The organism is Streptomyces sp. NPDC050759 (assembly GCF_044456945.1).
Classification (GTDB): Bacteria; Actinomycetota; Actinomycetes; order Streptomycetales; family Streptomycetaceae; genus Streptomyces.
In genome coordinates this window covers 190393-204577 of sequence record NZ_JBITGI010000010.1, presented here as the reverse complement: position 1 = coordinate 204577, position 14185 = coordinate 190393, and the positions used below count along the sequence as shown (strand labels likewise).

The window sequence follows — 14185 nt, the reverse complement described above, 5'->3', positions numbered from 1 at the left end:
GGGAGGTATCCGCAGTGCCGCTGCCCGTATGACGACCCGGCTCCCTCTCCGGAGCCAGTCTCGAGTCATCAGGACAAAGACCCACCAAGGACAAGACCCACCAAGGAGATGACTCGAGATGCAGACACTCGCGCACTGGGACGGCGGCCCCGGCCCGTGGATCCTCTTCTTCCCGCTGATCTGGGCGGCCGTCGTGCTCGGCGTCGTCACCGTCCTGCGCCGCACCGTCTGGCGCGGCCGCCGCGGACCGTGGCGCGCCATGGCCGACGCCGGCCCCTCCGGCGACTCACCGATCGCCATGCTCGGCCGCCGCTTCGCCTCGGGCGAGATCGACGAGGACGAGTACTGGCGCCGGCTGTCCGTCCTGGACGAGCAGTTCGGCCGTGCGGCGGGCAAGGGCGGTGCGGCATGACCGCCACGACCGCTTCGACCGCCTCGACGAGGACGCTGCCGGCCGCCCGGGTGGTCGACGCCGTGAAGGTGTACGGCAGCGGCGACACCGGGGTGCGGGCCCTGGACGGGGTGAGTGTCGACTTTCCGGCCGGCCGCTTCACCGCGATCATGGGGCCCTCGGGCTCCGGCAAGTCCACCCTCATGCACTGCGCGGCGGGCCTGGACACGCTCACCGAGGGCGCCTCCTACATCGGCGACACCGACCTCGGCTCGCTCGACGACCGCCGTCTGACCCTGCTGCGCCGGGACCGCGTCGGCTTCGTCTTCCAGGCGTTCAACCTGGTGCCGACACTGACCGTCGAGGAGAACATCAGGCTGCCGCTGGACCTCGCGGGAGGCAAGGGCGACCCGGAGTGGATCGACGCGCTGATCGAGGTCGTCGGCCTGCGCGACCGGCTCCGGCACCGGCCGGCCGAGCTGTCCGGCGGGCAGCAGCAACGCGTCGCCGTGGCGCGGGCGTTCGCCGGCCGACCGGACGTCGTCTTCGCCGACGAGCCCACCGGGAACCTCGACTCCCGCTCCGGCGGCGAGGTCCTGGGCCTCCTCGGCAGGACCGTGCGCCAAACGGCCCGCACGGTCGTCATGGTCACCCACGACCCGGTCGCCGCCGCCCACGCCGACGAGGTCGTCTTCCTCGCCGACGGGCGCCTGGTGGACCGTATGGAATCCCCCACAGCGGACCGGGTGCTGGACCGCCTGAAGGCCTTCGAGGTGCCATCATGAACGCCTCCGTACGGCTGAGCATGTCCTCCCTGCGCGCCCACAAGCGGCGCTTCGCCGGGACCTTCCTCGCGGTGTTCCTCGGCGTGGCGTTCCTCGCCGGGACGCTCGTCATGGGCGACACGCTCCGCGCCGGCTTCGACACCATGTTCGGCAACGCGACCAGCGGCACCGACGCCGTGGTCCGCAGTGCCGAGGCCATCACCACGCCGGGGGAGAGCCAGGGGGTGCGCGAGCCGGTCGACACCGACCTGGTCAGGACTGTCGAGCAGGTCCCCGGTGTCGCGGCCGCCGCCCCCGACATCCAGGGGGCGGGCCAGCTGATCGGCGCCGACGGCAAGCCCATCGGCGGCCAGGGCCCGCCCACCGTGGCCGGCAACTGGATCGACGACCCCGAGCTCAACCCGTACCGACTCGCCGAAGGCCGTGCACCGAAGAAGTCCGGCGAGGTCGTCGTCAACCGCGGCACCGCCGACCGGGGCCATCTGAGGATCGGCGACACGACGGTCCTGCGTACGCCCGACCCCGTCGAGGTGACGATCGTCGGCCTCGCGACCTTCGGCGGCGAGGACGGAATGGCCCAGGTGACCTTCACCGGCATGACGGTGTCCGACGCCGAGAAGTACCTCACGGCGGAGCCCGGGGAGGCGTCGAGCATCCAGGTGCGCGCGGGTCCGGGCGTCGGTCAGCAGGAGCTCGTCGACCGGTTGACCCCCGTGCTGCCCAAGGGTGTTGAAGCGATCACCGGTCAGGAGTCGACCGAAGAGAACACCGATATGATCTCCAGCCAGTTCCTGGACATCTTCACGACCTTCCTGTTGGTCTTCTCGGGCGTGGCCCTCCTGGTCGCCACCTTCTCCATCCACAACACCTTCGCGATCGTCGTGGCCCAACGCACCCGTGAGAACGCCCTGTTGCGTGCTCTCGGTGCCTCCCGCCGTCAGGTCACGGCATCCACCCTGACCGAGGCGAGCGTGGTCGCGGTGACCGCGTCGGCCGCGGGCCTCGCGGGCGGCATCGGCATCGCCGCCGGACTCCAAGCGCTGTTCCCGGCGATCGGATTCCCCTTCCCCGAGGGCGACTTGGTGGTCAGTGTGCTGTCGATGACGCTGCCGCTGGCGGTCGGCATCATCGTCTGCCTGGGCTCCGCGCTGCTGCCCGCCGTACGCGCGGGCCGCACCGCACCGCTGGCCGCACTGCGCGAGACGGCCGTCGACCAGTCGGGCGCATCCCGGGTCCGAGCGGTCATCGGCGGGGGACTGGCGGCACTCGCGGTGGCCGTGACGCTCACCGGCGTCCTGGTCTCGCCGTCCCTCTGGCTAGCGGGAGCCGGTTCCGTGACGGCCCTGGCCGCGTTCGTGGTCCTCGGCCCGGTCGCCTCCACGACAGCCGTACGGGTCATCGGTGGCCCCCTCGACCGGCTCCGCGGAGTCACCGGCTCCCTCGCCCGGCGCAACGCCCTGCGCAGCCCCAGGCGAACGGCCGCCACCGCGAGCGCGCTGATGATCGGCGTGGCCGTGGTCTCCCTGTTCACGGTGTTCGGAGCGTCTCTGAAGGCCACCATGGACCAGACCGTGTCCCGGTCCTTCGCGGGCGATGTCGCCGTCAGCACCCCCTCGTTCGGCGCGGGCGGCAGCGGCCTCAGCCCGCGGCTCGCCGGAGCGGTCCAGCAACTGCCCGAGGTGGACACGGCCGTGGGCCTCGGTCGCGGCGTCGCCGAAGTCGACGGCAAGGGGCGGGCGTTGACCGTCACCGATCCGCTCGCACTGGAGCGCACCTTCGACCTCGGCACGGTGCGGGGCTCCCTGAGCGACCTCGGCACCGACGGCATCGCCGTCACCGAGAAGGAAGCGGAGAAGCAGGGCCTCACGACCGGCGACAAGGCCCGGCTCACCTTCACCGACGGCGCGAAGGACACCTTCACGGTCCGCGCGGTCTACGGGCAGTCCGAGCTGGCGGGGGACTACGTCATCACCCGCGCGGCCTGGGCCCCGCACCGCACGCAGGACTCCGACACGCTCGTCGCGGTCTCCTTCAAGGACGGTGTGAGCACCGGCGCGGGCAAGGCGGCGGTGGAGAAGGTGGCGGCGCGATACGGCGATCCCGAGGTGCAGACCCGCGACGAGTACGCGCAGTCCTCGGCCGGCGGCATCGACATGATGCTCACCCTGGTCTACGCGCTGCTCGCCCTCGCGGTCCTCATCGCCCTGCTGGGCATCGCCAACACGCTGACCCTGGCGATCCACGAGCGCACCCGGGAACTGGGCCTGCTGAGGGCCGTGGGCCAGACCCGGTCCCAGCTCCGCGCCATGGTCCGTTGGGAGTCGGTCCTGGTCGCCGCCTTCGGCACGGTCGGCGGACTCGCCCTCGGCGCCTTCCTCGGCTGGGTCCTGGTCGAGGCCTCGGACGGCGCGAGCGACAGCGCCTTCGCCTTCGCGGTGCCACCCCTGCAACTCGCGGTGGTGGCCCTGGTGGGCCTCGCCGCGGGAGCCCTCGCGGGCCTACGCCCGGCCCGGCGCGCGGCCCGTCTGGACGTACTGCGGGCGATCGCCACCGAGTGAGGGGCAGGAGCTCGGTCACGCCCACTGCGCCGGCGCGGGGACGACGGCCGCGCGCGGGCCCGGAGGCTCGCGCCCAGCCCGGTGGACGTATTGCGGGCGATTCCCGAGTGACGGCAAGGGCCCAGCCACGCTTACTGAGTCGGCGCGGCGTCCGCGAGTGAGCCGGAGGCGCACGCCGGTGCCGGGACGACGGACGCGTGCGGGCCCGAAGGGCCGAGCACGGTCGTCGACCCGGCACCGGCTGAAAGCGCCCCGCGGGCGAACGCGTGAGAAGGGGAGTCGTCACCGCCCGGTCAGCCGGCAACGGCGGACCGGGCGGGAGCGTGTTCGGGCCTAAGGCCGTCGACCCGCACCTCGGCATACCTGAGCGGGGTCTTGTCAAGGACGGTGCGCCGCTGTGGCCGCGCGGCAGAGGGTGTCGGCAGTGTGAACCACACGGCCTTCCCCGACTCGCCCTCCGGCCGCACGCCCCAGCTCTCGCTGACCGCGGCGACCATCGCGAGCCCCCGCCCGCACGTGGCGAGCGGCTCGGTGTCCTTGATGTCGGCCACGACCGGCAGACGCGGGTCGTGGTCGTGCACCGAGACCGTGAGCCGGTCGAGCAGCAGCTCGATCTCCACGGTGCACGTCTTGTCGGGCTGGGCATGGCGGTGGACGTTGGTCAAAAGCTCCGTCACACCGAGCACGGCCCGGTCTATGAGGGGATCCATATGCCAGTAGCGCAACTGCGCGGAAAGGATTCTGCGGACCTGGCCGATCCGCGACGGCAGGGCTTGAAGCTCCACCGTGCAGTGCCTGCTTGGATAACTGATCACGGCTGCGACTCCCCGACGTGAGGTCCGGAAGAACACGGAGTTCGGATCGATCCAGCAGGTGCCTGCGTGAAAACGGCCGCCTGCTGTCGTGCCCGGCGGGCTGGTTCACAGCGTGATCGCCGGTTAACCCAGAGTGATGTGAGATCAGCGTGACTCAGGAGGTGAGATACCGCAACTCGCGGTGACTCAGCCGTTACGCCCCGCAGCCCTGCGTACGGCCTCGATGAACCGGCGTGCTGCGGGCGGCCCCGGCTCGCCCGGAGCGGGGTCGTGCTCGCCCAGGGTCAGCAGATACCGGTTGCCGTTGAGGTCCGCGAGGGCCCGGTCGTCCGCCGCGAACCAGGGCTTGGAGGCGCGCACCGCCTGCACGGGCGCGCTGTCTATCTCGCTGCCGTAACTGGTGAGCAGTTCCAGTCGGCCGTCGTTGATCCGGACCTGACCGGCCCGCGTGAGCGAGCGCAACCTCTTCCCGATCCGCACGCCCGTAGCCGTGAACTCCGGCTCCGCCATGCCGCCCCGCCCCCTTGTGCGCGTCGGTGTGCCGGCCCGTCGCTCCCGCGTGGGCCGAGAGCCGGCTCCTGTCGTGATCCAGTGTGCGCCCCCGTGCGAGACATCCGTCCCGTCCGGTGCAGTCTGCCCGCCACAGGCGTCGCGCACCAGTGCGCATGACATCTCGCCGGGGGCGCCCGGAGCACTCGGTCGAATGCGCCCCCGTGGTCGCGTTCCGTGGTGACCCCAGGGGTGTCTTTGAGGCCCCCAAAGGTGTGTTTATGCAGGTGAGAAGCGTTCGGAAGGTGTCTATGATCGGGTCATCGGCCGCGCGACGCGCCGTCGGCGCGCAGTGTTAGGAGCCCCGCCGTGAGCACCCCTCAGCAGACCCGGACCGGCGACACCCTCGATGTCGACCGCAGCGACCCCGCCTATCGCGGCTGGCTGAAAGAAGCCGTCCGCAAGGTCCAGGCCGACGCCAACCGCTCGGCCGACACGCACCTTCTGCGCTTCCCGCTCCCGGAGACGTGGGGCGTCGACCTGTACCTCAAGGACGAGTCGACCCACCCGACCGGCAGCCTCAAGCACCGGCTCGCCCGTTCGCTCTTCCTCTACGGCCTGTGCAATGGCTGGATCCGGCCGGGCCGCCCGGTGATCGAGGCGTCCAGCGGCTCCACGGCCGTGTCCGAGGCGTACTTCGCGAAGCTGATCGGCGTGCCCTTCATCGCGGTCATGCCGCGCACGACGAGCGCCGAGAAGATCCGCCTCATCGAGTTCCACGGCGGCCGGTGCCACTTCGTCGACGACCCGCGCTCGATGTACGAGGAGTCCGCACGCCTCGCGGTGGAGACCGGCGGCCACTACATGGACCAGTTCACCTACGCGGAACGCGCCACGGACTGGCGCGGCAACAACAACATCGCCGAATCCATCTTCCGCCAGCTGGAGTTGGAGCGCTTCCCGGAACCCGCGTGGATCGTCGCCACGGCGGGCACCGGAGGCACCTCGGCGACCATCGCCCGGTACGTCCACTACATGCAGCACGACACCCGCATCTGTGTGGCCGATCCGGAGAACTCCTGTTTCTTCGAGGGCTGGACCACCGGCGATCCGGACGTCACATGCGACTGCGGCTCGCGCATCGAGGGCATCGGCCGGCCACGCATGGAGCCGAGCTTCGTGCCCGGGGCGATCGACCGCATGATGAAGGTCCCGGACGCGGCCAGCGTGGCCGCCGTCCGCGCCCTGGAGCGGACCATCGGCCGCAGGGCGGGCGGCTCCACCGGCACCGGACTGTGGAGCGCGCTGAAGATCATCGCCGAGATGGTGGCCGAAGGACGCCGGGGGAGCGTCGTCACCCTGCTCTGCGACCCCGGCGACCGGTACCTCGACAAGTACTACTCGGACACGTGGCTGACCGAGCAGGGCCTGGACATCGAGCCGTACACGGCGGCGATCGCCGCACTGCTGGAGACGGGGGTCTGGCCCGGCCAGGTCTTTCCGGGCAGCCACTAGCGGATACGTCCGCCTCGAGCGGACCACACGGGCCCATCGGCGTACTGCTTCTGTCGGTCGGGCTCGGTAGGCGGCCGGACGAGCGGTGAGCCTTCACGGGGCCCTGCTCCGATCGCCCAGGGGGCCTAGGCGTACTGCTTCTGTCGGTCGGGCCCGGTAGGCGGCCGGACGAGCGGTGAGCCTTCACGGGGGCCTGCTCCGATCGCCCAGGGGGCCTGGGCGTACTGCTATCTGTCGGTCGGGCCCGGTAGGCGGCCGGACGAGCGGTGAGCCCTCACGGGGCACCCCCGCTCCGATCGCCCAGGGTGCCCCGGCTAGGACCCCCGCACCGCAAGCCGCCGGTCCAGTGTCCGGACCGCGTCCCGGAAGGCCCGCCCCAGCCCGGCGCGTCCCAGCTTGGCGACGACGCGGAAGGCCGCCGTGCCGTCCACGGCGAACGTCCAGCGCACGTGGGTGCCCGCCCCGGCGGGAGTGAGCCGCCACTCCTCGGCGATGGCGCGGGCGCCGGGAGCGTTGGCCACGTCGACGCGGTAGGCGTACAGCTCGGGGGCCTTCGCCGCGAGGACCGTCTCCTGGAAGCGCCCGCCGCCCTTGAGGTGGATCTCCCGGGTCGAGCCGTCCCCGGTCGAACGGGCCAGCGTCACCGCGGAGAACCATTCCTCCCAGCCCGGTACGTCCTCGGCGAGCGCCCGGTGGACCGCCTCCGGCGGAGCCGACATCTGCTGGACGAACACCAGCCGTACGGGTGCGGTCGCGATGAAGTCGAGCCCCACCTCGCGCAGTTGGTGAGCCATGGACAACCCCCAGTCATGAACGGGAAGGGTCACCCTAGCTGACGCCCAGTCAGATGTCTGTACCGTCAACGGACTCGCCCGCCACGACCAGCCGCCGCAGATGCTCCGAGATCTCCGCGCGCGCCGACGCCGGCAGCCCCGCGTCCGTCACCAGCGTGTCGACCTGCTCCAGGGAGGCGAACGAACTCAGGCCCACCGTGCCCCACTTGGTGTGGTCGGCGACCACCACGACCCGCCGTGCCGACTGCACGAGACGCCGGTTGGTCTCGGCCTCCGCGAGGTTCGGCGTCGACAGTCCGGCCTCGACCGATATGCCGTGCACACCGAGGAAGAGCACGTCGAAGTGGAGCGCCCCGATCGCCTGGTCGGCCACCGGGCCCACCAGAGAGTCGGACGGGGTGCGCACACCGCCGGTCAGCACGACGGTGGCCGCCCCCTGACGGGGGCCCGTGGTGCGCTGCGCCGCGTGGAACACGTCGGCGACCCGCACCGAGTTCGTGACGACGGTCAGATCGGGCACATCGAGCAGATGATGGGCCAGCGCGTACGTCGTCGTACCGCCCGACAGCGCGATCGCGGTGCCCGGAGCGACCAGCTCCGCCGCCGACCGCGCGATGTCCTCCTTGGCGGTCAGCTCCAGACCCGACTTCGCCTCGAAGCCCGGCTCGTGCGTGCTCGCCTCGACCAACGGGACGGCGCCGCCGTGCACCTTCTCCAGCACACCCTGGCGGGCCAGCGCGTCCAGATCGCGCCGCACCGTCATGTCCGACACGCCGAGCTTGCGGGTCAGCTCGTTGACGCGCACCCCGCCGCGGCGCCGGACCTCGTCCAGGATCAGGGCGCGGCGCTGCTCCGCGAGGAGGTTCTGATTCTCACTCACGTACGCTCCGGTCCTTTCGCCTGGGGCCGTCCGACATGCCCTGCGCACCCTCTCCCACAAGCACATTTTGCCCGACCCTGGTGCGCGGGACGTCCCATACTCGCACGGGCCCCGGCGGGGAGTGCCACCGACCGCCCCGTCGCGCTCCGGTCACCGGGATGACACCCGGGTTCCGGCTGTCACCCGGATCGGGGAGATTCCGTGACGAGGGGTGTGCGCACCGCGCAGACCGGAGATCCTTGTGCCCGCACGGACAGATGCCGACAGCGCGTCACGGGGGAAGTGCGACAACAGTGGAACGTGTCACGACCATGGGCGGGGACGGCTCGGCCGCCCGGCCAGAAGAATCCGGAACCGCCCTGGAGCTCCTGGTCCACGGAGTGGGCGGCACCACGCCGGAGAAGATGCTCGACGATCCGCGCACGGTCCGGATCACCGGCGACGACATCGCGGCCGTCTTCCGCCGCGCCGACGACGTCGACGCCGAGAAGGGACAGCGCGACGCCCGCACCGGCCCGGTGCCCGAGGCGTACGTCTGGTGCAACCTCACCTCCGGCAACGGCACCCGCGCCCTGTGGCTGCTGTTGCTGCCGTTCATGGTGGTCAACCTCGCCCATTGGATGCGCCCCACCGCACGCGGCCGCAAAAGGACCGTGCGCCTCTACGGCCTCCTGGTACGACTCGCCGGTCTGACCCTGACCGTTCTGCTGGTCGCCGCCGCCTGCGAGGTCGCCCTGGACCTCGTGGCCTGGCAGTGCGCGGGCACCCGCGCGTGTGCCGAGTCGCACTCCTGGCTGGGCTTCCTTTCGCCCGACCTGTCGGACGGCGGCTGGTGGAGCAGGCCGGGCCGCCGCCTCGCCCTCGCTGCCCTTGTCCCGGCCGCGCTCACCGCCCTCCTCTGGTATCTGTCCCACCGCACCTGGAGCGCCTACGAGTCCCAACAGCCCATGTCGCGCGAGGGCGATCCGGAGGAGGACGACGGCCGCACCGCCCTCGGCCGGCCCGGGTTCTGGTACGGCCGCCGCCTGGTCGCCCGCCTGCGGGCCGCGCACACCGCCGCGGGCCTGCTGACGATCGCCGCGGCGGTCAGCTCGACGGCGGCCCGCTTCGACCGCGAGCCGGGCGGCCCCGCACTGCTCGACACCCTCGGCCGGATCCTGGAGGCCGGTCTCGTCGGCGCCGGAATCGCCGTCGTCTGGGTGGTGTGCCGCCGAGGCCGCACCGAGAGGCATCTCGACCGCCGGCTCGACGAGCATCTCGTACGGCGTCTGCCGCTCACCGCACTCCTCCTGCTCGCTCTGGCCGCCGTGTACGCCGGGTGGGAGCGGCCGGGATGGGAGTCGCAGGGCCGGCTGGCGGGGGACGCCACCTTCGGCGGCATCGCCTCGGCGCAGGGACTGCTGGTGGTCGCCCTGGCCGTGGTCGCCCACCTGCTGTACCGCACGCATCCCGACCCGCGCGCCGCGATGCGCGGCCTGGCCGGACCCGCCGTGGCGACGCTGGCCTGCGCCCTGGGCGGTGTGATGTCCGGCGGCGTCTCGCAGCGCATGGCGGACTGGCTGGACGGCACCGGCACCACCATCCTCGGCCCGCCGGTCCTGCTGACCTGGCAGGCGTCCGTGATCCCGCTGGTCCTTCTCGTGCTGCTGGGGCACTGCGCCTGGCTCGGCCGGCGCACCTGGCGCTCCGGCCGGGACCAACTGGGCACGGTGGAGAGTGAGTACCCCGCGGAGCCCAAGGACGCGGCACGGACCCGCCGTATCGCCCGCACCCGCGCGATGGCGGCGCTGACGGACCGGGGGCCCCGTCTGATCGGGGTGACGTCGGCGAGCACCCTGCTCCTCGGCGCCGGAGCGCTGGTGGGCGCCCTGACCTCCCACAAGACACCCGGCAAGGCCGCCGACGGGGCGTACGCCTTCGTCGAGAGCGCCGCGGAGACCGCCCAAGCCCTCGGCTCCTGGCTGATCGGCCTCGGCTTCATCCTGTTCGTCACCTGGGGCCGTCGCGCCTACAAGGACCCCTCCGCGCGCCGGACCATCGGCATCCTCTGGGATGTCGGCACGTTCTGGCCGCGCGCCGCCCACCCCTTCGCCCCGCCCTGCTACGCCGAACGCGCCGTACCGGACCTGACCTGGCGGATCGCCACCTGGACCCGGGCCACACACGGCCGACTGGTCATCTCAGGCCACTCCCAGGGAAGCGTACTCGCGGCCGCCGCGGCCTGGCAGCTGGAGCCGGCGGTCCGCAAGCGAGTCGCCCTGCTGACCTACGGCTCCCCGCTGGAGCGCCTCTACGGCCGCTGGTTCCCGGCCCACTTCGGTCCGGCCGCGCTCACCGCGCTGCACCACGACGTGGACTGCTGGCGCAACCTCTACCGGCTCACCGACCCCATCGGCGGCCCGGTCCGGCTCCCCGGCGACTGCGGCCCCGAGGTGGACCGGGAACCCCTGAAGGACCCGCTCGCCTACGGCCGTACCGAACTGCACCCGCTGCCCGCGCAGATCCTGGGCCACTCCGACTACCAGGCCGACCCCGTCTTCGCCGAGGAGCGGGCGAAGCTCCTGGGCCGGCTGCAGCCGGACGTGCCGGGTCCGCGGTCTCAGGACGACTCGGGCAGATCCTCGGCGTAGAGCAGGGTCAGGTCGTCCGTGGTCGGGTCGTCCACCTGGGCGACCCGGCTCGCGTGCCGCTCCACCATCGCCTCGAAGGTCTGGCGCGCGGTACGGCCGTTGCCGAAGGCCGGACCCTTGGGCAGCACCGTGAAGTACTTCAGCAGAGCCTGAGCGGCGCCCGGTGCCAGCCGGTACTCGTGCTCCTCGGCCTGCTGCTCCACGATGCTGAGGAGTTCCTCGGGGCTGTAGTCGCTGAAGGTGATGGTCCGTGAGAAACGGGACGCCACACCCGGGTTGACCGACAGGAACCGCTCCATCTCGGCGGTGTAGCCCGCGACGATCACCACGACCGCGTCCCGGTGGTCCTCCATCAGCTTCACCAGCGTGTCGATGGCCTCCTTGCCGAAGTCCCGGCCCGAGTCCTCCGGCGACAGCGCGTACGCCTCGTCGACGAACAGCACTCCGCCGCGCGCCTTGTCGAAGGCCTCCTGGGTGCGGATCGCGGTGGAACCAATGTGCTCGCCGACCAGGTCGACGCGGGACACCTCGACGAGATGGCCCTTCTCCAGGACACCGAGGGAGGCGAGGATCTCGCCGTAGAGCCGGGCGACCGTCGTCTTGCCGGTGCCGGGGGAGCCCGTGAAGACCAGGTGGCGCTTGACGGACGCCGCCTTGAGGCCCGCCTGCCGGCGCCGCCGGCCCACCTCGATCATGTCGGTGAGCGCCCGTACCTCGCGCTTGACGCTGTCCAGGCCCACCAGCGCGTCGAGTTCGCCGAGAACGGCCTTCGAGGTGCGCGAGGGCTTCTCCGGCTCCGCGGGGACGACCAGCGGCTCCTGCTCGGTGATCCGCTGCCCCGGGATCGCACCCAGCAGACCGGTCGAGCGGGACTCGGTCTGTACGGCGGGCTCCCGGGCCGCGGGCGGGGTCAGGCCCCCGCTCTCGTCACTGGTGCAGTCCTCGACGACGGGACCCGCTCCGGCCGCAGCGTCCGGGGCGTCCGCGAACTCGTAACCACCGCGCGCGCAGCGCTCGGTGCGGCACTTCTTGAGCGTGGTACGGCAGCCGTCTATCACGTGGAAGCCGTACCCGCCGCTGCCCGTCACCCGGCAGTTCAGGAAGCTGCCGCGGCCGCCCGCCGACACGTAGAAGCCCGCCTCGGCGGGGGAGTCGACCGTGCAGCGCTCGATCGTCGGGTCGGCGCCCTTGGTGACGATCACGCCGGTCTGGGTGGCGTCCACGGTGCAGTTGTTGAGGGTGCCGCCGCTGCCGTGGTCGCGGAACCAGGCGCCGGTCGCCGCGTCCCGGATCCGGCAGTCGTCGAGCTGCGCCGTGGCGCCGTCGCTCACCGACACGGCCGTGTTGCGGACCTGCGAGATGTCGCTGTCGACGACGTCCGCGCGGGAGCCGCGGTCGAGGACGAACAGGGCGTCCGGCACGTCGCGCACCCGGCAGGAGTCCAGTACGGCGGTGGCGCCGTCGCTGACCCAGACGGCCGGGTAGTCGCCGGTGCTGTCGAAGATCTCGCACTGGTTGGCGTCCACGCGCGTGCCCGGATCCCACACCGACAGGCCGTTGCGCCCGAACTGACGGACCGTCGTGCGGGTCAGGGTGAGCACCGAGCGAGAGCGCAGGTCGACCGCGTTCTCCGGGATGTCGTGGATACGGCAGTCGGCGAGGGTCAGCACCGCGTCGGTGTCGAGCGTGACGCCGTCGGCGGTGGTGCGGTGCACATCGCAGTCGGTGAGGTGGGCGGTGGCCCGGCCGGTGATCTGCACGCCGCTGCCGCGGACCTCGTAGACCTCGCAACCCACGGCCTCCAGCCCGGAGTTCTCGCCGGTGGCCGCCAGTCCCGCGCCGGAGGTGTGATGGACCCGGCAGCGCTCCAGGCGGGGGTGGGCGCCGCCGCGCACCGCGATGCCGGACTGGCCGGCCGCCACGATCTCGCACTCCTCGAAGACCCCGCCCGCGCCGTCCAGTACGGCGATGCCGATGCCGGCCGGGTTGTCGACGGTGCAGCGCCGCACGGTCGGGCGGGCTCCGCCGCGGACCTCGATGCCGGCCGCGGACCGGGTGACGACCCGGATGTCGGCGAGTTCCGGGGTGCCCTCCTCGACGAGCAGGGCGGGCGCTGCGGCGTCCTGGCCCTCCACGTGCAGATCCTGCACCACGGCGGAGGCGCGCACCGTCAACGGCACCCCGTCCAGGGGCGCGATGCGCACGGAGCCGGGCGAGCCTTCGGGGCCGCGCAGGGTCACCGCCCGCTGCACGACGAGGTTCTCCCGGTAGGTGCCGGGCGCGACCGTGAGCACGTCGCCGTCGGCCGCGGCCTCCAGGGCAGCGGCGAGGGACGCGTACTCACCCGTGCGGCGCCGCCACCGCGATGTACCGGTGTGCGTCACCTGGACCGTGCCCTGTGCCATGGCGTTGCTGTGCCCCCACCTCGACGTACGCGGGTTTGTGCTGCCGAAGAACCTCGGCCGGTCCACCGTAGCGTGCGCGCGGGTGGTGGCTTGACCAGAGCCGTAAGGCCGTCAGCTGCCGGTGCCGGCCCGGCCCCAGTCCGGGCCCGCGCGGTCCCATGCCTGGTCCCAACGGGCGTACCGGCGACGGACCATGCGCCAGACGGCGAGCCGCCTGCCGCCCTCGATCAGGCCCGCGGTCAGCAGTGCCGCTCCTGTGCCCGCGAGGACGGCATGGGTGGTGGCGGTCGCGGAGTCCAGCGGCCGGGCCGCTATGCGTCCGTGGAGGTCGGTCCACATGCTGAAGTGGTCGCCGCGGTGCGGGGTCTGGAGGGCGGCCATCACCGTGCCCTTGTGCGTGGTGCCGTCCGGTGCGGTCCAGTCGGCCACCACACGGCTGCGCACATCCCGCCCGGAGGCGGCCTCGGGGTCGGCCTCCAGCGGCGAGCGGTCCAGTTTGCGGATCACGGTCGCTGTGACCAGCCGACGGGATTCCTGCTGCTCACGGACCGACCGCTGCAGCGCGTCCTGGGCCACACCCCCGGTGACGGACCCGATCACCGGTCCGACGACCAGGATCAGCAGCAGGGCCAACAGACCCAGCCAGGCCTCGGCCAGGTCGGTCCCGCGGCGCAGCGGGTTGCCCCGCCAACGCCAGAGTCCGCTGATCGCTCGCACCGTCCGCACCCCCTTCCCGCTCCGTGATAACCCCGGCGGAGTCGTTCACGTGCGGGACCGGCCGAAGAGAGAGCAAAATCACCTGCGGCCGGGTCCTCTCATGAACTCCTCATGAAAGTCCCAACGGCGGGCCCTCGAACGGTGTTCCCGTGGTCCGGGCCCGGGTGGATCTTTGGCGGAACTTTGTCAGCCGGCCGCCGCGCCAC

The 14185-nt window shown here is 72.1% G+C and carries 11 protein-coding genes; 5 read left to right on the top strand and 6 right to left on the bottom strand.

Annotation, left to right across the window (positions count from 1 at the left end; all coding sequences use genetic code 11):
• Positions 1-118 precede the first annotated feature (118 nt).
• Genes ACIBJB_RS28305 through ACIBJB_RS28295 form a run of 3 tightly spaced genes read left to right on the top strand, consistent with a single transcriptional unit; the run spans position 119 to position 3734 of the window.
• Complete coding sequence (locus tag ACIBJB_RS28305; RefSeq protein WP_398934386.1) at positions 119-412, top strand: SHOCT domain-containing protein; 294 nt, start codon at positions 119-121, stop codon at positions 410-412.
• On the top strand, positions 409-1176 hold the full coding sequence (locus tag ACIBJB_RS28300; protein ID WP_398934384.1) for an ABC transporter ATP-binding protein: 768 nt from the start codon (positions 409-411) through the stop codon (positions 1174-1176). The genes ACIBJB_RS28305 and ACIBJB_RS28300 overlap by 4 nt, the downstream gene beginning before the upstream one ends.
• The gene (locus ACIBJB_RS28295; RefSeq protein WP_398934382.1) at positions 1173-3734 is read left to right on the top strand and encodes an ABC transporter permease; all 2562 of its coding nucleotides are present in this window, start codon (positions 1173-1175) and stop codon (positions 3732-3734) included. The genes ACIBJB_RS28300 and ACIBJB_RS28295 overlap by 4 nt, the downstream gene beginning before the upstream one ends.
• A 293-nt stretch (positions 3735-4027) precedes the next feature.
• Here the strand turns inward: ACIBJB_RS28295 and ACIBJB_RS28290 are convergent, their stop codons facing one another.
• On the bottom strand, positions 4028-4549 hold the full coding sequence (locus tag ACIBJB_RS28290; RefSeq protein WP_398934380.1) for an ATP-binding protein: 522 nt from the start codon (positions 4547-4549) through the stop codon (positions 4028-4030).
• 186 nt (positions 4550-4735) lie between these two features.
• Positions 4736-5059, bottom strand: coding sequence for a hypothetical protein (locus ACIBJB_RS28285; RefSeq protein ID WP_398934378.1), 324 nt, complete (start codon positions 5057-5059; stop codon positions 4736-4738).
• Positions 5060-5407: 348 nt separating this feature from the next.
• On the opposite strand from ACIBJB_RS28285, the gene ACIBJB_RS28280 reads away from it, so the two are divergent.
• Positions 5408-6553 (top strand): PLP-dependent cysteine synthase family protein, encoded by a 1146-nt coding sequence (locus ACIBJB_RS28280; RefSeq protein WP_398934376.1) that lies wholly within the window; start codon positions 5408-5410, stop codon positions 6551-6553.
• A gap of 314 nt (positions 6554-6867) precedes the next feature.
• Here the strand turns inward: ACIBJB_RS28280 and ACIBJB_RS28275 are convergent, their stop codons facing one another.
• Both ACIBJB_RS28275 and ACIBJB_RS28270 read right to left on the bottom strand, forming a co-directional pair.
• Positions 6868-7347 carry an SRPBCC family protein gene (locus ACIBJB_RS28275; protein WP_398934374.1) on the bottom strand — a complete coding sequence of 160 codons (480 nt, stop codon included), beginning with the start codon at positions 7345-7347 and terminating at the stop codon, positions 6868-6870.
• A 49-nt stretch (positions 7348-7396) separates the two neighbouring features.
• A complete protein-coding gene (locus ACIBJB_RS28270) occupies positions 7397-8227 on the bottom strand; it encodes a DeoR/GlpR family DNA-binding transcription regulator (protein ID WP_398934372.1) in 831 nt (276 codons plus the stop codon).
• A 311-nt stretch (positions 8228-8538) separates the two neighbouring features.
• On the opposite strand from ACIBJB_RS28270, the gene ACIBJB_RS28265 reads away from it, so the two are divergent.
• Positions 8539-10857, top strand: a complete 2319-nt coding sequence (locus ACIBJB_RS28265) for a hypothetical protein (RefSeq protein ID WP_398934660.1) — start codon at positions 8539-8541, stop codon at positions 10855-10857.
• Here the strand turns inward: ACIBJB_RS28265 and ACIBJB_RS28260 are convergent.
• Together ACIBJB_RS28260 and ACIBJB_RS28255 are read right to left on the bottom strand one after the other, a co-directional pair.
• Complete coding sequence (locus ACIBJB_RS28260; protein ID WP_398934370.1) at positions 10827-13262, bottom strand: right-handed parallel beta-helix repeat-containing protein; 2436 nt, start codon at positions 13260-13262, stop codon at positions 10827-10829. The genes ACIBJB_RS28265 and ACIBJB_RS28260 overlap by 31 nt on opposite strands.
• A 111-nt stretch (positions 13263-13373) precedes the next feature.
• The gene (locus tag ACIBJB_RS28255) at positions 13374-13979 is read right to left on the bottom strand and encodes a hypothetical protein (RefSeq protein WP_398934368.1); all 606 of its coding nucleotides are present in this window, start codon (positions 13977-13979) and stop codon (positions 13374-13376) included.
• Between the last annotated feature and the right edge of the window lie 206 nt (positions 13980-14185).